This is a genomic window from Micromonospora sp. NPDC005087 (assembly GCF_042872965.1).
Taxonomy (GTDB): Bacteria; Actinomycetota; Actinomycetes; order Mycobacteriales; family Micromonosporaceae; genus Micromonospora.
In genome coordinates this window covers 1-18,069 of sequence record NZ_JBIALB010000026.1, presented here as the reverse complement: position 1 = coordinate 18,069, position 18,069 = coordinate 1, and the positions used below count along the sequence as shown (strand labels likewise).

Genomic DNA, 18,069 nt, shown 5'->3' with positions numbered 1-18,069 from the left:
CAAGATGAGTGTCGCGGCCGGGGACGGGATGCCCTCCCCGGCCGCGTTGTCGGTCACGCCGTGGCACGTGCAGGTCGGCGACGGGTACGCCGCCACCTACGCGGTGTGCGGCTACCCGGCCGAGGTCGGCCCCGCCTGGCTCGACGCGCTGCTGTCCTACCCCGGGCGGGTCGACGTCGCGGTGCACCTGGACCCGGTGGCGCCGCAACTGGCCGCGCCGATGCTCAAGCGCCAGCGCGCCCGCCTCGAATCCTCCCGCCGCCTCGACGCCGGCCAAGGCCGGCTGGGCGACCCGATGGTCGAGGCGGCAGCGGCCGACGCCGCCGACCTCGCCGAACGCGTCGCCCGCGGGGCGGCGAAGCTCTTCGACGTCGGCATCTACGTCACCATCCACGCCCGTACCCTCGACGAACTCGCCACCGTCACCGCGGGCGTGAAGTCCGCCGCGGCCAGCGTGCTGCTTGACGTGCAGCCGGCGACGTTCCGCCACCAGCAGGGCTGGGTGGCCACGCTGCCGGTCGGCGTGGACCCGCTACGGATGCGCCGCATCCTCGACACCACCGCCCTCGCGGCGGCGTTCCCCCTCGCCTCGGCCGACCTCGCCGCACCGGCCCCGGGCACCGTCGCCCCACCACAGGGGGTGCTGTACGGGGTCAACACCACCTCCAACGGGGTGCTGATCTGGAACCGGTGGGCGCAGGACAACCACAACAGTGTGGTCCTGGCGCGCAGCGGCGCCGGGAAGTCCTACTTCGTCAAGCTCGAGGTGCTGCGCAACCTGTACCAGGGCACGACGGTGTCGGTCATCGACCCCGAGGACGAGTACGCGCCCCTCGCGGAGCACGTCGGCGGCGCCGTCGTGCAGCTCGGTCAGCCCGGCGTCAGGGTCAACCCGTTCGACCTGCCCGCCGACAACCGTCCCGACACCCTGACGCGGCGCGGGCTGTACCTGCACACGCTGATCTCGGTCATGCTCGGCGCGGCACCGCCGCCGGCCGAACGCGCCGCTCTGGACCGGGCGATCACCGCCACCTACAACCGGGCCGGGATCAACGGCGACCCGGGCACCTGGACCACACCCGCGCCGCTGCTGCGCGACCTGGCCGCAACCCTCGACGCGGACGGCGACCCCGCCGCCGGGCACCTGGCCGCCCGGCTCGCGCCGTGGACGGTCGGCAACTTCGCCAGCATGTTCGACGGGCCGACATCCACCCGTCCGGAGGGCCACCTGGTGGTGTGGAGCCTGCGGCACCTGCCCGACGAGTTGCGCACCGTGGGAACTCTGCTCGCCCTCGACTCGATCTGGGCCGGCATCGACACTGCGCCCGCGGGCGCCCGCCGGCGTCGACGGCTCGTCGTCGTGGACGAGGCGTGGCTGCTGATGCGCGACGGCGAAGGCGCGCGGTTCCTGTTCCGGATGGCCAAGGCCGCCCGCAAGCGCTCCGCAGGTTTGTGCGTCATCACCCAGGACGCGGCCGACGTCCTGTCGAGTGACCTCGGCCTGGCGGTGGTGTCCAACGCCGCCACGCAGGTGCTGATGCGCCAGTCCACGCAGTCCATCGACGCGGTGTCCGAGGCGTTCGGCCTGACCGCTGGGGAGTCGAGGCTGCTGCTGTCGGCGCCGCGCGGTGAGGGGCTGCTCGTTGCTGGTCGTAGCCGGATCCCGTTCCGCAGTGTCGGATCGGCGGCCGAGCACACGCTCGCCGTGACCGGAATCGGGGAAGCCGAATGATGACCACTGCGACCTGGCCCGGCGACGTCGGGCACTGGATCATCGCCCGGCCGTGGCTGGGCTTCATCGCCGCCGCCGCGATCCTCGCCGCAGTGTTCGGCCACGATCAGGTGCTCGCCTGGCGGCACAAGCGGTTCACGATCGGCGCACGGTGGCTGAGCATCGCCGCCCCGCCGGAGGTCACCGCCGAGGCAGCCGCGGCGTTCTGGATGACACTTGTCGGCGTGCTGACGCCGTCGGTGTGGCAGCAGCGCCTGTTCGGCATCGCGCACGTCGGCTGGGAGTACATCTGGACCGGCCGGTCCCTGACCATCCGGGTCTGGGTGCCCGGCACGGTGCCGGACGGCGCGGTCGAGGCCGCCGTCCGGGCGGCCTGGCCCGCGGCCACCCTCACCACCTCCGGCGCCGCACCGCCGATTCCGCCCACCGTCGCCGAGCAGGTGGGCGGGGCGCACTGGCCGCAGCACACCGACGGGCTGCCGCTGCGCAGCGAGCACGACACCGACCCACTGCGGGCGTTGCTCGCCGCCGGCGCCCAGGTACGCCACCGCGAACACGCCTGTGTGCAGATCCTCGCCCGCCCGGCACCCACCCGCCGCGTCCGCCTAGCCCGACGGGCCGCGGCGAGCACCAGCAACCATCGCCACGGGCGGCCCGACCTGGCCACCCGCGCCGTCACCGGGGCGGTGCGGGTGGCCATCGAGCCCCTGCTGTGGTTCCTCGACGTGTTCACACCCGGCTCGTCGCGGCCACACACCCATGCCCCCGTGGTGCGTCCGGGCGAGCGGGACCCGGTGGCCGCCGCCGACGCCCGCACCATCGTGGACAAGGCCGTGCGGGTACCGCACTACGAAATCGCAGTCCGGTTCGCCGTCGCGGCCGACGCCGGCACGTCCCCACCAGACCCGCAACGGGCCGCCCAAGTCCGCTCACGCCTCGTCGGGCTCAGGCACACCATCGCCTCAGCTGCCGCGGCGTACACCGGCCCGAATCGGCTGCGGCGGATGAAGATGCCCCAGCCGGTGGCCACGATCGCCGGACGGCGACTGCGGCGCGGGTTCCTGGCCACCGTCGCGGAACTCGCGGCCCTCGCCGCCCTGCCGCAGGACCTCGCCGTCCCGGGCCTCGATCGGGCCCGGGCCAAGGCCGTGCCGGCGCCCGTGCAGGTCCCCTCCGGCGGCCGGGGCGTGAAGGTGCTGGGCCGCTCGCAGATCGGCCACCACAGCGTCGGCCTCGCTGTCGCCGACGCCCGCCAGCACGTGCACGTCGTCGGCAAGACCGGCGTCGGCAAGTCCACGCTGCTGCTGAACATGATCCTCGGCGACATCAAGTCCGGGCGCGGGACCGTGGTCATCGACCCGCGCGGGGACCTGATCACCGACATCCTCGACCGACTGCCCGCCTCGCAGGCCAAGAAGATCGTGATCATCGACCCGGATCAGGAGAACCCCGGCTGCTTCAACCCGCTCGATGACGGCGGCGACCCGCACCTGGCCGTCGACAACCTCGTCGGCATCTTCGCCAAAATCTTCCAGGGCCAGTGGGGGCCCCGCATGGACGACACCATGCGGGTCGCCTGCCTCACGCTGATGCGCCACGCGAAACCAACCCTGAGCCTGGTCCCGTCGCTGCTGCAGGACCGGGACTTCCGGGCCCGGTTCACCCACGGCCTGGACGACCCGGACGGCCTCGGCGGGTTCTGGCTCTGGTACGACGGCATCAACGAGCAGTTCCGCGGCCAGGTCATCGCACCCGTCCTCGCCCGACTCCGAGCCTTCCTGCTGCGGGACTTCGTGAAATCGGTGATCGGTAACGCCCACTCGTCGTTCGACATGGGCCGGGTGCTCGACGGCGGGGTGCTGCTGTGCCGGCTACCCAAGGGCATCCTCGGTGAGGAGACCAGCCGCATCCTCGGCTCGATGATCGTCGCCCGGGTGTGGCAGGCCGCCATCGCCCGCGCCAACATCGCCGAAGACCAGCGCAGAGACGCCAGCCTCTACATCGATGAGTGCCACAACTTCCTCACGCTGCCCGGCAACGTCGGCGACATGCTGGCCGAGGCGCGCGGGTTCCGGCTCGGGCTGGTCCTGGCGCACCAGGACCTGGCGCAACTGCCCCACGACATCGCCGCGGCGGTGTCGGCCAACGCACGGTCGAAGCTGTTCTTCACCGTCGACCCGGCCGACGCGCGGGAGTTGTCCCGACACACCAAACCGGAGCTCGACGAGCATGACCTCGCGCATCTCGATGTGTACACCGCCGCCGCCCGGCTGCTGGTCGGCAACCGGGAGCTGCCCGGGTTCACCTTCGTGACCAACCCGCCGGCGCCGCCGGTGGGTGAGGCGACCGCGATCCGGCAGGAGTGCGCCGCCGCCCACAGCCGCAACGGTGGTGAGCCGCCGATGCAGCAGCTCGCCCGTACCGCGATGAAGCGGCGCATGACCGACCGCGACCGCTGAGCCCTGCGGCTCGTGTGGGGGCTCGGCTGGGTGCGGCACCGGGGGCTCGTGTGGGGGTGTCCGCGACACGAGACCCCACACGCGTCCCTTACACCTGGTCTGTCAGGTGCCTGACCTGCCGCAACTCACCCGACGCCAGCACCGACATCGAGATCAACTCATCCAGACTCCCTCCGGGACTCTCTCTCCAGGGGTGTATGCACCGATGCCGCAATCACGCTCGGCCAGCCTGCTGGCCATCTACCCCCACATCACCAGCCGTGACCGTCGGCTTCTGCAGCTGCTCGACGACCACCAAGTCCTCACCACCGATCAGATCCACCGCATGCTGTTCCTCGCCCGCCGAACCTGTCAGATCCGCCTCGGCGAGCTCGCCGCTTTGGGCCTGCTGGACCGTTTCCGGTTCGCCCGCGCCGGGGGTGGTAGCCAGCCGTGGCACTGGACGCTCGGCCACCAGGGGCACCGGTTCCAGGCCGCCGCTCACCACCGGCCCGAGCCCACCGTGCGCGCCAGCCGCCAGGGCGTCGACCGGCTCTCGGCCAACCCGAACCTGACCCACCTGCGCATCGCCAACGAGTTCTTCGTTCGGCTCACCGTGCACACCCGCCAGCACCCGCAGGCGCGGCTGGACCGGTGGTGGTCCGAGACGAAGACCACCAAGCAGTTCCGGACCATCACCGCCGACGGGCACGGCCTGTTCAGCGTCGCGCACACCACGGTGGGATTCTTCCTGGAGGCCGACACCGGCACCGAACCCCTCGGTCGGGTGGTGGCCAAGCTCGACCGGTACGCGCAGCTGATCCGCCGCGGCGGCCCCCGCTACCCGGTGCTGTTCTGGCTCGGCAGCGAGCACCGGGAGGAACACCTGCACCGACTCCTGCGCGGCCGGCGCGACAGCGTTCCCCTCGCGACCGCCACCCACCCACCGACCCCGCCGACGCGGTCTGGCTTGCTGGCGGCGCCACCGGCCGAGTCCGGCTCACCGAGCTGCCCAGCGACCACGGCCAGCCCGTCGCGGACAACCCGAACTACGACGAGAGCGGCTTCGTGTTCTGACAGACCCTGGCAGTCTCGCGACGAAATCCTGTCAGCGCAGCTCAGAGGCGTCCTCGGCAATCCTGACAGAGCTGGTGCTGTCAGGTCGCGACGCTACGGTGCAGCTTCTTCTTTTGCTCGCACCGCCGCCCGTCTGTCCCCTGGACCTGCCCGCGCCAGCGGGATCACCCACAGCCCACCTCCCGGTCGGCTCGTGATCCACGCCCCGCGCCCTTGCACGGCAGCTTCCCGGCGCAGACGCCGCGATCCGGTGGCACCACGACGCACACCCTCCACGCCCACCCCTGCCCGAAGGGAGCACCCTGCCATGCCCACGCCCATGCCGCCGTCCGACCAGGTCGTCGTCACCGTCTGCTTCGCCCCCGGCGAAGACGCCGACTGGTTCGCCGCCTCGGAGAAGGTCAACGACCTCCTGCACGCCGACGGCACCCCGGCCCGCCGCTACCACGTCCGCCACCGCCGCCTCATCGGCTGGCTGACCCGCTTCCTCGGCTACTACCTCCTCGACGCCGCCCGCCGCTTCGGCGCGCTCACCATGGCCGCCGGAGGCCGCAAGGGTCGCCTCGACCTCACCGGCACCGCGGCCAAGGCCGCCAACGACGCCGCCCTGCGCTGGCGTGCCTGGAACACCCACATCGCCGCGACAACCCGTGCGGCCCATCCGTGGGAGGACTACCTCGCCCAGCACCAGGCCGACCCGACCAAGCTCCGCCTGGCCGAGGCCCGCCGCCGCTTCGAGCAGCAACCCCGAGTCCTGGCGATGCTCGCCTTCTCCTTCAACCCGTACGAGCTGTCCGTCTACCAGGCCGGCGAAGCCACGTACGTCGGGCTGCACTGGCGCATCGCCCTGATCGGCGACGCGCTGATCACCACCGACGGCCGCCTACTCACCCCGGCCAGTGACTCCGTGGCCGACCGGTTCCGCTTCCTCAACGAGGCATGCGGCTACCTGCGCAGCCTGGGCTCCACCGCACGGCTGTGCGCCGTCGCCATCGCCTAACCACAACGCCTGACGGACCAAAGGACCGGTCGCAGCCCCGCTGCGACCGGTCGTCGCCATGCCCCCAACCCGACCGCTCGCCAAGGAGATCCCCGTGTTCCTGACCGACCCGGCGCTGCGGCGCATCGCCGCCGACACCAACGACGTCCTCCCCGAGCACCTGTGGCGCCACGACACCGCCACTCTCGACGCCCTCGGCGACCTCGCCCGCGTCCTGCACAAGACCGCCCGCGACTTCACCGACAGCACCACCACGCTCGATGAGGCCCTCGCCCGCACCGGTGCGCTCGCCGAGAGGGCACGACAGGGGTTGGCCGCCCGCGCCGACCTGCACATGGCCGGCTACCACCAAGCCCTCACCGAGGCGCTCGCCGCCCGCGAGCGACACATCGTGCTCGGCACCGTGCTCGTCGGCGCCTACCGCGCCTGGCGCAACCACCGAACGATCGGCGACGGCGACCAGCGGCACCTCCTGCTGTACCCCGGTGACCCGTCGCGCGGCGTCGCCACCCTGCACCGCACCGAGGCCCGCACCTGGCTGGTGGTGCCCGACAGCGAGGCCACCAGCGCCTTCGACATCCCCTACCCGGACCGGGTGATCGGCGAGGTCACCGAAACCGCCCCGGGGTGGACGCCAACCGCGTACATCACCCTGCTGCACCACCAGACCCCACCCACGATGGCGTACCCGCTGCCCGCGTGCGACGACCTCGCCTCGGCCTGCCGGTCGCTGCTGCGCTGGTGGCACCTGCGCCACTCCGACACCTGGCGCAACCGCACCCCGAACCAACTCGACCCCGCCGAACTCGCCCACCTGACCAGCTGAAGGAGGGGAACCTCATGCCGCACCTCGACACGATCAGTCGCTGGATCACCGCGACGACCGAGCGCACCCTCGACCAACACGCCGCCGACCCGGTCCCCGCCGCCGCGCACCTGCCCGAAGCCGCCGCCACCCTGCGGCACCTGCGCACCGAACTGCTGCACGCGGTGGACCAGCTGCGCACCCTACTGATCAACGAAGACGACCTGAACGGTTCCACCAGCACGGTCGCCGGCCCGGTGGAGACCATCAGGGAGCTGGCCGGCGAGTACCGGTACGCCCGCAACTGGATCGACACCCTCATCGGCGACGAGGCACGGGCCGCGTACGCGCAGGCGAACCCGGGCCGGTCGGTGCGGCGGCGCTACGTCAACCCCGGTGACACGGTCCTGGTCGTCCTGCCACACACCGACTCCTGCCGCCGACAGAACCTCGCCGGACACGCCACCCACATCAAGGTCGGCACGTCCGACGCCAGGCTCCGCCCGCCCGGCAGCGTCAACCCGCTGTGGCTGTCCCACGGCGACGCCGGGATCTACCGCGACCCGACCGAGGACCGCCTCTACATCCTGCAGGCCACCGCCGGCGAGACACTCCCCTGCCACTGACCGGCCGGCGCGGCACCATCCACCGCCACGACTACCGGGCCGCACCTAGGCGGCACCCCTCGCCAGCGCACTACGTCACGCGCCTACCGCGCTGACCGCTGCCCGCAACTCGGCGCACCACGTCCGGCACACCACCGTGCCGGGCGTCCCCACCAGTTCCCGAGGAGGGAAACCCTGATGGAACACCTGTCCCTGACGCCTGCCACGCAGGCCGTCCTCGATGCTCTGACCGATCTCGGTCAGGGCAACGTCCACGAGTTGGCCGACAAGTCCGGCAAGGCTCGCTCGACCGCCGACAAGGCGATCAAGACCCTGGCCGACGCCGGTGTCATCGTCGCGGTGGACACCGGCGCCGACCCGGCCGAGGGCACCCTTACCCGGTGGACCCTCACCCCGCCGAGCTCCGTCGATGCCCTCTTGTCCGCCGATGCGGCCGACATCGGCGGCCCGGACTCCGACATCGCGGCCGACCAGGCGCGCATGGAGATGGCCGACCAGCCCACCGATGCGGTCCACGGCGCCGACGCCGAGAACGACCGACCGGACGACGGCAGCGACGACGCGACCGACCCCGACGACACACCCGACGACGACGCCGACGGTCGCGAGGACGAGCAGGCACCGACGGTCGCCGCCGTGCAGCCCACTCGACCCGGTGACCGCAAGGTCATGGCCATCAAGGGCGTCCTGGCCGACTACGGCGACAGCGGCGCGACCCTCGACGTGATCGTCGCCGAGAGCGGTATCAGTCACCCGAGCGCCTCCCGGCTGCTCACCGCGATGGAGCAGGCCGACGCCGCCCGCCGGCTGCCCGGCCCGCCGCAACGGTGGATCGCCGGCCCGACCAAGGCCAGCGAGGTCGACCCGAACCCGGAGCCGCCTCGCTGCCCGCTGTGCTACCAGGTCATCCGCGCCCTGGCGACCGCGCCGAGCGCCACGGCGGCGGTGCTGCCCCTGATCCGGGCGGACGGCACGCTGCACGTCGTCGCGTCGGACGGCGAGACCCACGTCGTCACCCTGCCCCGTCGCACGCCGTCGCGTGCGACGGGCATCACCGCGAGCGTGGGCCGCCGCAGCGACGCGACCGCCAACGCCGACGGCAGCCAACCGTTCGGCCGGGGCGAGCTGGAGAGGCTCACCCTCACCGTCCTGGCCGCGAACCCGGGCCGGGCGATGAGCCCGCAGGACATCGCCACCGCCATCAGCGGACAGCTCGGTCGCGCGGTCAGCTCCGGGGCGGTGCGCAACAACTGCACCAAGGCCGCCGCCGGCGGCCGGATCCTCCTGGTCTCCGACGCGCCGCTGACCTTCGCGTACTCCGCGCCGGCCGACACCGGCACCACCGCCGGAGCCGACGCGGACGGCACCGGGCAGGCAAGCGACGACACCACGCAGTCCTGACCCGGCACGGCCGACGTCACCCGGGAGCCGGGCCACCGCCCGGCCCCGGGAACCTGCTCACCGGGAGAAACCCCATGCCCGATGTCCGGCCACTGTCTGACCTGGTTCTGGACTACCTCGCCGAGCGGCCGGGCCATCCGTTGAAGCCGCACGAGATCGCCCGCTTCATCAACGCCACCCTCGGTGGGCGCCGCATCGGCACCAGCGCCGTCACCACGTGCTGCCTGCACGCCGCCGCCACCGGTCACCTCATCCCGGTCACCGAAGAACCGATGGCGTTCGCCTACGCCGGTGCGATCACGACCGGCGAAGGTCGCGCCGAACAGTCCTGACCCGCACCATCCCGAACCCGTCGCGGGGGCCGAGCGCATGTGCTCGGCACCCGTGGCACATCGAAGAGGAGAAACCCGTGCCGCACGAACTTGAGACGTTCGCCGACGGAATGACCGCCTTCGCCAGCGCCCGACTGTCGGCCTGGCACCAGCTGGGCACCGTCACCCAGGACACGATGAAGGCAGAGGAGATCATGGCCGCGGCCCGGCTCGGCGACTGGGGCGTGCGGACCATCCGCACCGTCGGCATCGACATCGTCAACGGCGTCGAGGTGCAGATCCCCGCCGACGACAAGCGGATGACCGTGCGCCGCAACCCGGTCACCGGTGATACCGAGTACCTGGGCATCGTCGGCACTGACTACACCGTGGTCCAGAACGAGCAGTGCGCCGAGATGCTCGATCGCCTGGTCGATCAGGTGGGCGGCGCCCACTTCGAGACCGCCGGGAGCCTGCGCCGCGGCAAGAGCGTGTTCGTCACGATGAAGCTGCCTACAGCGATGGAGATCGCCGGGGTGGACCGCCTCGACCTCTACCTGATCGGCACGACCTCCCACGACGGCACCGCCGCGCTGCGGGTCGACGCCAGCCCGATCCGAGTGGTGTGTGCGAACACCCAACGCGCCGCCTTCGCCCACTCGGTCGGTCATTACACGTTCCGGCACACCTCCAACGTCAACTCTCAGATCAGCCAGGCCCGCGAGGCGCTGGGGCTGATGTGGAAGTACATGGAGACCTTTGAGAAGGCCGCCGAGCGGATGCTTCAGACCGAGCTGGCCATGCGCGAGTTCGAGGAGGTCGTCGGCCAGGTGTGGCCGGTCAAGGACAACGCCTCCGAGCAGACCCGCAACAACGCCAAGCAGCGCCTCGGCACCCTCAAGTACCTGATCCGCGAGGCCGACACCCAGAAGGCCATCACCGGCAGCCGGTGGGCCGGATACCAGGCCATCACCGAGTACCTCGACCACTACCAGCCCGCCAAGGACGAGTTCGCCCGCGCGAACCGGGTGCTCACCGGCAACGTCGGCGAGCTGAAGGTGGCCGCCTTCGACCTGCTGAAGGTCTGACCGCACCTCAATCCGCCGGGGCGGCGGTCCACCGACCGCCGCCCCGACCCGCAGAGAACGGACATACCCATGGCACCGCCGAGCACCAGGCGGCGCGGATCAGACGGAACGGCCTGCCGATGATCCGCCACATCCGCCACCCCCGAGACCTCCGACAGTCCGTGTGCGGTCTGCCCGCCGCCGACGTTCAGCGGTGGGAAACCGAAGACCCGCCGCGCGTCGAGTCCACCTGCGAGGACTGCTACACCCTGCTGCCCGAAGCGCAACGACCCGACGACGCCAACCATCCACCCGGAGACGCCACGCTCATCGACACGCTGCGGCGCATCGTCGCCCACCGGCAGCACGCCAAGATCGACGGCGTCCTCGTCGACCTGTGGTCGGCCAGCGTCACCGTCCTCATCTGGGACCAGCTCCGCGACGACAAGCGGCAACGGCTGCTGACCCTGGCCTCACACGAGCTGATCCTGCGCTGCATCGCGATCTACACCCGCGTCACCGCGAACAAGGACCACCAGTGACCGGTTCTCGACTACCCCAGTGGTTCCACTTCGGGCCGTGGGTGTTCTCGATCGACGCCGCGCAGGCGCTGATCGCGGTGTCGCCCCGCGACACCCGGCCCGTGGACGTGCCGGCGTGGGCCGCCGCGTACGGCCTTGCCCATCTCGACAACCCCAACCCGTGGGCAACCGGCCTCATCGGCCCGACCAGCACCGCCCTCAACCGGACCTACGCCATGACCACCGACCTGACCCGCCCGCTGATCGTGGGTCAGCTCAGCATCAGCGGACACCCGCCTGGCCCGCTGCTCATCGACGGGACCCACCGTCTCTACCGCGCCTGGCGCGAACACGTGCCCCGGCTGCCGGCCCACCTGCTCACCGTGCAGGAGACCCGCCAGATTCAGGACGACGTGCTCCTCGAACCAGACGCAATCTCCAGCACCCCGCCGTCGACCCGATGACGGCCTGACACCACCCGTCCCCACCGCGTACGCCTCGGAAGCCGCCCCTACGCCGGTGGCGACCGAGGCGTACGCGCATTCACCCCTTGCGGAGGAACCCGTGACGTACACGCCACCGTGGCGCAGGGTCTGCGACTGCCGCTGCATCATTCACCACCGCCTGCCGCGCACCACCTACAACGAGCCCGGCTGCGCCTGCACCATCAGCTTGCCCACCCAACCCATCACGCTGCTGCCCAACCAGCGGGACCGCGCACTCTTCCTCGACCAGGGCGGCGACCTCTGGCACGTCCCCGCCATGACCAACGGCACCTGGGACTGGGACAACGCCACAAAGGTCGCCACCCGCGCCGACGTCTACGACGCCGGCCTCGTCATCGAGCACCTGCTACGCCAGGCCGCCAATGTCCTCCACACGTCCACCGACTGAAACGACCGGTCAACGTGGGCCGCCCAAGCGGGCGGCCCACGACCCTTTTCGTGCTCCACGACCAAGGAAGACATCTATGCACCGCACCTACCGCGATGCCCGCGAGCGCGCCTGCGACTGCCGCTGCCCGATGCACCATGGCCAACCGCGCTCGATCTACAACGACCCCGACTGCCACTGCCTGGCCGCCTGGCCAGCCAGCCCCTGCCCCTGCTCGCCGGACAGATCAACGGCGCCGTGTTCCTCGAATTCGCCGACGCCCTCCGGTACGTGCCCAGCTTGCAGCCCGGGCACTGGGACTGGCGCTACCCCACCCGCGTCGACATGGGCTACCCGCTGTTCCCGGCCAGCACCCTGATCGCCGACCTCCTCCGCGAGACCCACGCCGATCTACTCCCCCTTGTCTACCGCCGCTAGAACGCGCGTCGCGGCTTCCAGCCGCACACCCGCACGCAGACCGACCCCTTCTGGCTATCCCGAGAGGTCATCACCATGACAAAGCTCATCATGGGCGTCGTCACCGTCGTCGTCATCGCCTGCTTCGGCCTGCCCCTCCTGCTGCTGTCCTCCGTCACCGGCGGCGGCCCCGGCGGATGCGCCATCGCCGCCCCGTCCGCCCTACGCCCCTCCGGGCAGCCGCCTGGCCCCGACCGATGGGACACCGAGCAACTCGACATCGCCGCCGCGATCGTCGACGTCGGGGTCACCAAAGGCGTACCCCGCTGGGGCTGGACGGTCGCCGTCGCCACCGCCATGCAGGAATCCGGCCTGCGCAACCTGCCCTTCCTCGGCGACCGCAACGACCACGACTCCATCGGCGTCTTCCAGCAACGCCCCAGCCAAGGCTGGGGCACCATCGCGCAACTGTCCGAGCCCGCTTACCAGGCCGGCAAGTTCTTCGACAGGCTCCAGACCGTGCCTGGCTGGCAGACGATGCCGCTCACTCAGGCCGCGCAAGCCGTCCAGGTGTCGGCATTCCCCGACGCCTACGCCAGGTGGACCGACGACGCCCTGCACCTCGTGGAGCAGCTGACCAGCACACTCGTCGACTGCGCCACCGACGCCCTCGACGCGCTCCCCGCCGGGTTCGCGCTACCCGCCAACACCCCACCCGCCGTAGCGACCGCCATCGTCTGGGCCGTGAGCCAACTCGGCACGCCGTACCACTTCGGCGGCTCCTGCACCGACCCGCACTCCGGTGACCCCGCCAACCAATGCGACTGCTCCTCGCTTATGCAATCCGCGTACCGGGCCGCCGGCATCTTTATCCCGCGCGTCACCACCGACCAGGTAAACGCCGGCAAGCCGGTGGCCGACCCGGCGCTCCTGCTACCCGGCGACCTCGTCTTCATCCCCGGCAGCCAAGGGACTATGGCCAACCCCCGCCACGTCGGCATGTATCTCGGTCAGGGATTGATCACCGAGGCGCCAAGAACCGGCGACGTGGTCAAGGTCTCGCGACTGAGCAACTGGTTAGGCCAGATCGCCGCCATCAGGCGGGTTGTGCTGTAACAGCCTCGGATACCACCTCGATCCCGCTTGATGCTCCATCACTGCCGACCTTGGTGAGCGGATCGCGGCAGATCCGTGCATCTGTCACGGCCGGGGATGAGGCCGCAGAGACCGCTCCGGCGGACCGGACACAACCGGCGCCGATGTACCTCCCGCGTGTGGACCGCGTTCACCTTGCCCGCATCCTGCACCGGCCCGACAGCACCGGGCCCCAGTAGTGCGAGTCGGCGAATAGCCAACCCTCGTCGGCGGCGCCTCGGCGGGCGCGGGCTCGCCCGCGAAGTACGCCGCCAGCTCCGCGTCGCATTCCCGGCGAGCCAGCGCTGGGTGGCGCGCAGCGCCTCGGGGGGCGGCACCCGGCCGCACGTTCCGGCACGCCTAAGAGCAGCTGACAGCGCTGCATGAACGGTCCCGGCAGGTCGGCGACCGGCCATAGGGTGCCGATCACGCATCCTGCGTCGGCTCGCAGGAAGCCTGCGGGCAGGCCGACCGTCTCGTCTGGCATTCTCGATATCCGCCGCTTGCCACCGGATCTGATGGCACCCTGAACGCGGGGGTGCGGTCGCGAGCCCGGGAGAGGCGGCATCGGGATCACGGTGAACGGCTTCTGATGCGTACCGCGTTGATCGTGTTGGCCGCGCTGGCGGCGGCCGTGGTCGTGGACCTGGTCTCCGGCGTGCTGGTTCGCCGGGTTGCCCGTGGCCGCTACAAGTGGCTGCTGGAGCCGCTGCGGCTCGCCTGCCGCCGCCCGGCAGCCACGGTCCTGCTGATCGGGGCGCTGTACTACGCGCTGCCGCCCGGACTGGCCGGGTGGCAGCGTTATCTGCGGCACGCCATCCTGCTGGTCCTGATCGCCGTCGGTGCGTGGCTGGTGGTCAGGGCATTGCACGTCGCCGAAGCGGTCGCGTTCAGCCGACTGCCGAGTGATTTGGCCACGAGCCGGCGGGTCCGGCGGGCCCGGACCCAGATCCGTCCGGTGCGGCGGCTCACGGTGGCCGTTGTCACGGTCCTCGCGATCGGCCTGATCCTGATCACCTTCCGGCCGGTACGCCTCTTCGGCATCTCCATTCTGACCTCAGCCGGGGTGGTTGGCGCGGTGATCGGCCTCTCGGCCCGAACCGCGCTCGGTAACGCGTTCGCCGGCATCCAGGTCGCCTTCGCCGACGGGCTGCACGTCGGCGACGTGCTGGTGGTGGACGGCGAATGGGGCCGGGTCGAGGAGGTGAAGCTGACCAACGTGGTGATCCGGCTCTGGGACGAGCGGATACTCATCCTGCCGACCACGTACTTCACCGAGCGGCCGTTCCAGAACTGGACCCGGGACGAGTCGCGGGTGATCGGCAAGATCCAGATCCATGTCGACCACACCGCGGACCTGGACGACATGCGCCGGGAGGCACGCCGACTGGTCGAGTCCTCACCGCTGTGGGATCGAGGCCAGTGGGTGCTCCAGATGGTCGACGCCACCCCACAGACCGTGGTCATCCAGGTGCAGGCCTCGGCCGCGGACGGCGCCAGCGCCTGGGACCTGCGCTGCGACCTGCGCGAGGGACTGATCCGCTACCTGCGCGACCAGCACCCCCAGTGGCTGCCCCGCACCCGCAGCCAGTACCAGCCCTGACCAGCGGGTCCGGCGTGGTCGCCCGGGCGCGGATGAATGAGTCGGCGCCTACCGGGGACTAGCTGGACCAGGCGACAGGGACGGGGGCGGCGATGAGCGTCGACCGGGACTGCACCGAGGTGGGGGACGACTTCGTCCGGGTCACCCGTACCGTCAACGCTCCCACCGGTCAGGTCTTCGAATACGTCATCGATGTCGACCTGAGCCACATCTTCCCCAGAACCGGACACTCGCCGGCAATCGTGCGCCAGCAGCATCACCACCGACTGGAACACCCCAGGCCTGCGCCGGACGAACGCCTCGGACGACGGCTCGACCAACGAGGAAGAACTGCTCACGGTGGAGCCGCCGAACTCGTTCTCGTACCGGATCGACACCTTCAGCTCGCCGCGGCTGCGCGGAATGGTCGACAGCATCAAGGGTCCTCGTACTTCAGCGACCACGAGGACGGCACCACGAGCATCGAGTGGACGTACGCCCTGAACCGGGTGGACGAACCGGCCCGGACGCTCATCAAGGAGGACCTGCTGCCGCTCTACACCGAGCGGCTGAAGCCGGCGATGAGCATCCTGAAGGACGACCTCAAGTGTTGACGACGGCGCCACGGACCGGCGCCACGCCCGGGGGAGGGGCCGAGCCGGCTCCGGGAGTGTGGTGACCGGGCGCGGGTCCGTCGTCGTGGGTGTCGTGGCCGCCCCCGGGGCCGCGGCCGACCTGGCGCGGGAGGCCGCCACAGAGCTCGCCGACCGGCTCCGCAACCGGGTCCCGGAGGTCGACTGGGCGGTACGCCTCCAAGTGGCGCGGCTCGTCGAAGGGCCGGCCGACCTCGGCCAGCTCATCGAGGCAGCCCGGCGCCGGATGCTGGCCGAGGGCTGGAGTCTGGTCCTCTGCGTGACGGACCTGCCGCTGCAGACCGCGCGGCGGCCCGTCGTCGCGCACGCCAGCACCACCCACGGCGTCGCGGTCCTTTCCATGCCCGCGCTCGGCCCCGTCGCCGTGGCCCGGCGGATGGCCGAGGCCGGGGACCGGCTCCTCGCGGCACTGCTCGGCGATACCGACGCGGTCGGCGACCCGGTACGGGCCGGCCCGCGCCGCCCGCGCCTGGCCACCGGACGGCGGGCCCGGGAACTCGGCGCGCGCGTGAACCACCAGGCGTCCGGCATCGGCCTGCTGGCCGGGGTGATCGGCGGCAACCTGCGGCTGCTGCTCGGCATGCTCCGGGCGAACCGGCCGTGGCGGCTGGCCGTCCGGCTCTCCCGGCTGCTGGTCGGCGCCTTCGCGACCGCCGTCCTCGCCCTGGTGAGCGCCGATATTTGGCAGCTGTCGGCGGCCTTGGGCAACCTGCGGCTCGCCCTGCTCGCGGCCGGCTCCGTCCTGGCGGTGGTGCTGACCATGGTGCTCGGCGCGCGCCTCTGGGAGCGGGTTCCACGCGACCCGGGCGCCCGGGAGCAGGTCGTCCTCTTCAACGTGGTCACCGTGCTCACCGTGGTGATCGGCGTCCTCGCGCTGTACGTGGCGCTCGCCGCGCTGACCATCATCGGGGCGATCGCCCTTGTCCCCTGGGACCTGCTCGCTGAATCCACCGGCCGACCGGCCGGCGTCGCCCACCAGGTCAAGCTAGGCTGGCTGGCCAGCTCGCTGGCGACGGTCGGCGGCGCGCTCGGCGCCGGACTAGAGTCCGACTCGGCGGTACGGGAGGCGGCGTACCGCTATCAGCCCGACGCGGAGCTGACCGGCGAGCAGGGTGGGCCGGACCCGACCGGCGGGGCCGGACCGGGACCGAGCGGCGAGTCCGGGTCACCGCGCAGAGACAGATCTGAGCCGGAGCGGAACCACGAGGCCGGCTGACGGCCCTGGTCAGCGTCGTGATCAGGACCCGGTCGCGGCGTTGCCCTCAGCAGCGCGGATCGCCAGCAGGGCGATGTCGTCGGTGGGCTGGTACGCGGTGAGGCTGGCCATCACGGTGGCGCAGACCACCGCAGGCCGGGACAGGGCGTGGGTGCGCGCCCAACGGAGTGACAAACCGCGACGCACGCCGACGGGCGGTGGCGAACGACGGCGGACTTCGACCGGGCCGTTCGCGGCCCAGCGAACCGCCGCTGACCTGCTGCGGACGGTCGCCGAGCGGGAGCCGTGGATCCCGGCGCCGTGGCGCCGCTGCCCGCGGTCGACCCGGAGCTGCTGAACCTCGCCGGCCCCCGGTGTTGGGGCCGGCCTCCTACGTGCTGCGGCCGCTGGCCGACGGCGTCTTGGAGCTGGCCCCGCTGTCCGGAGGCGGGCGCGGCACCCGGCTAAGCCCCACCACGACGGCCGTTGGGAGGGTCTCTGCGGCAATTTCGCCGGCGAGCGACTGCGGGTCGAGCGCGACGCAGCAGGCGCGGTGAGCCACCTCGACCTCGGCACCTTCGTCTTCACTCGGCAGCCGTACGACTCGGCGGCGCCGGTGCCCGGCGGTATCGACCGGGCGCCGCCCTCCGGATCAGGGTGCGCGGAGCGTCTGACGCCAGGCAACATGTACTCGTGTCTCCCGACCAACTTGCCGGCTGCTTCGTCGTGGAGATCGGCCTCCGCCAGGCGTGGCTTTTCCTCGGCTTCTGTGACAACCGATCGACGCCGCCGTACGAAAGCCGCCTTTACCTGGACACCGGCTGGTGTATCGAGGCAGGTTTTCGTGTTCGGGGCACCGCTGACGACGGGGTCACGTGGCTAACCGCTGGGTTCACCCTCAACGGCGCCACGATCGCAGAGGCCCATGTCGCGGACGACGGCACGCTGCTCTTGGCAACGACCGATCAACGGTCACTCATCGCGGCGGGGCAGCCGGATGCCACTCCGGTCGGCGAACCGTGGTGGCTCTCCGGCTCGCCCTCCAGGTAGCCATGCCGCCGCATTACTTTCGGCGTGCACAGGGCCTGGGCCGATGTCTACGCCGGGTGACGAGAGCCTGCCTCCCAGGGCGCCCGGTCGGCGGCATGAGTAGCCCTGTGTCAAGCGGCGGAGGCGAGAAGGGCCTGCAGAGCTCGGTGGCGGGTGGGGTCGTAGGCGACGCCGTCTTGCCAGCAGC

General features: G+C 71.4%; 18 protein-coding genes and 1 pseudogene. 18 read left to right on the top strand and 1 reads right to left on the bottom strand.

The window, feature by feature from the left end; all coding sequences use genetic code 11:
- Window positions 1–4: 4 nt before the first annotated feature.
- The 17 genes and pseudogenes from ACFYPS_RS33035 to ACFYPS_RS32955 all read left to right on the top strand — a co-directional run bounded on the left by ACFYPS_RS33035 (window position 5) and on the right by ACFYPS_RS32955 (window position 16,853).
- On the top strand, window positions 5–1,732 hold the full coding sequence (locus ACFYPS_RS33035; protein ID WP_387329958.1) for a VirB4 family type IV secretion system protein: 1,728 nt from the start codon (window positions 5–7) through the stop codon (window positions 1,730–1,732).
- Complete coding sequence (locus tag ACFYPS_RS33030) at window positions 1,732–4,191, top strand: type IV secretory system conjugative DNA transfer family protein (RefSeq protein ID WP_387329905.1); 2,460 nt, start codon at window positions 1,732–1,734, stop codon at window positions 4,189–4,191. The genes ACFYPS_RS33035 and ACFYPS_RS33030 overlap by 1 nt, the downstream gene beginning before the upstream one ends.
- A 205-nt stretch (window positions 4,192–4,396) precedes the next feature.
- Window positions 4,397–4,957: pseudogene (locus ACFYPS_RS33025) on the top strand (replication-relaxation family protein); the annotation flags it as partial.
- A gap of 597 nt (window positions 4,958–5,554) precedes the next feature.
- Window positions 5,555–6,247 (top strand): hypothetical protein, encoded by a 693-nt coding sequence (locus ACFYPS_RS33020; RefSeq protein ID WP_387329955.1) that lies wholly within the window; start codon window positions 5,555–5,557, stop codon window positions 6,245–6,247.
- 58 nt (window positions 6,248–6,305) lie between these two features.
- Window positions 6,306–7,073: a hypothetical protein gene (locus tag ACFYPS_RS33015; protein WP_387329902.1), complete on the top strand. Its 768-nt coding sequence runs from the start codon at window positions 6,306–6,308 to the stop codon at window positions 7,071–7,073.
- Between the two features lie 14 nt (window positions 7,074–7,087).
- Entirely contained in the window at window positions 7,088–7,678 is a 591-nt protein-coding gene (locus tag ACFYPS_RS33010; RefSeq protein WP_354968247.1) for a hypothetical protein, read from the top strand.
- Between the two features lie 177 nt (window positions 7,679–7,855).
- Window positions 7,856–9,079 (top strand): helix-turn-helix domain-containing protein, encoded by a 1,224-nt coding sequence (locus ACFYPS_RS33005; protein WP_387329899.1) that lies wholly within the window; start codon window positions 7,856–7,858, stop codon window positions 9,077–9,079.
- 74 nt (window positions 9,080–9,153) lie between these two features.
- Window positions 9,154–9,411 carry a hypothetical protein gene (locus ACFYPS_RS33000; protein ID WP_354968245.1) on the top strand — a complete coding sequence of 86 codons (258 nt, stop codon included), beginning with the start codon at window positions 9,154–9,156 and terminating at the stop codon, window positions 9,409–9,411.
- A gap of 77 nt (window positions 9,412–9,488) precedes the next feature.
- Window positions 9,489–10,478 carry a DUF932 domain-containing protein gene (locus ACFYPS_RS32995; RefSeq protein WP_387329896.1) on the top strand — a complete coding sequence of 330 codons (990 nt, stop codon included), beginning with the start codon at window positions 9,489–9,491 and terminating at the stop codon, window positions 10,476–10,478.
- A gap of 119 nt (window positions 10,479–10,597) precedes the next feature.
- Entirely contained in the window at window positions 10,598–10,999 is a 402-nt protein-coding gene (locus ACFYPS_RS32990; protein ID WP_387329894.1) for a hypothetical protein, read from the top strand.
- Window positions 10,996–11,442: a hypothetical protein gene (locus ACFYPS_RS32985; RefSeq protein ID WP_387329891.1), complete on the top strand. Its 447-nt coding sequence runs from the start codon at window positions 10,996–10,998 to the stop codon at window positions 11,440–11,442. Before ACFYPS_RS32990 ends, ACFYPS_RS32985 begins: the two co-directional genes overlap by 4 nt.
- Window positions 11,443–11,542: 100 nt before the next feature.
- Window positions 11,543–11,872 (top strand): hypothetical protein, encoded by a 330-nt coding sequence (locus ACFYPS_RS32980; RefSeq protein WP_387329888.1) that lies wholly within the window; start codon window positions 11,543–11,545, stop codon window positions 11,870–11,872.
- Between the two features lie 237 nt (window positions 11,873–12,109).
- Window positions 12,110–12,289 (top strand): hypothetical protein, encoded by a 180-nt coding sequence (locus ACFYPS_RS32975; RefSeq protein ID WP_387329885.1) that lies wholly within the window; start codon window positions 12,110–12,112, stop codon window positions 12,287–12,289.
- 75 nt (window positions 12,290–12,364) lie between these two features.
- Entirely contained in the window at window positions 12,365–13,384 is a 1,020-nt protein-coding gene (locus tag ACFYPS_RS32970; RefSeq protein WP_354968239.1) for a C40 family peptidase, read from the top strand.
- 610 nt (window positions 13,385–13,994) lie between these two features.
- Window positions 13,995–15,005 (top strand): mechanosensitive ion channel family protein, encoded by a 1,011-nt coding sequence (locus tag ACFYPS_RS32965; RefSeq protein ID WP_387329882.1) that lies wholly within the window; start codon window positions 13,995–13,997, stop codon window positions 15,003–15,005.
- Window positions 15,006–15,097: 92 nt separating this feature from the next.
- A complete protein-coding gene (locus ACFYPS_RS32960) occupies window positions 15,098–15,598 on the top strand; it encodes a hypothetical protein (RefSeq protein ID WP_387329879.1) in 501 nt (166 codons plus the stop codon).
- 61 nt (window positions 15,599–15,659) lie between these two features.
- Window positions 15,660–16,853 carry a hypothetical protein gene (locus tag ACFYPS_RS32955; RefSeq protein WP_387329876.1) on the top strand — a complete coding sequence of 398 codons (1,194 nt, stop codon included), beginning with the start codon at window positions 15,660–15,662 and terminating at the stop codon, window positions 16,851–16,853.
- Between the two features lie 21 nt (window positions 16,854–16,874).
- Here the strand turns inward: ACFYPS_RS32955 and ACFYPS_RS32950 are convergent, their stop codons facing one another.
- Entirely contained in the window at window positions 16,875–17,027 is a 153-nt protein-coding gene (locus ACFYPS_RS32950; RefSeq protein ID WP_387329873.1) for a hypothetical protein, read from the bottom strand.
- Between the two features lie 498 nt (window positions 17,028–17,525).
- Here ACFYPS_RS32950 and ACFYPS_RS32945 point away from each other — a divergent pair, with 498 nt between their 5' ends.
- Entirely contained in the window at window positions 17,526–17,882 is a 357-nt protein-coding gene (locus ACFYPS_RS32945; RefSeq protein ID WP_354968235.1) for a hypothetical protein, read from the top strand.
- Window positions 17,883–18,069 lie beyond the last annotated feature (187 nt).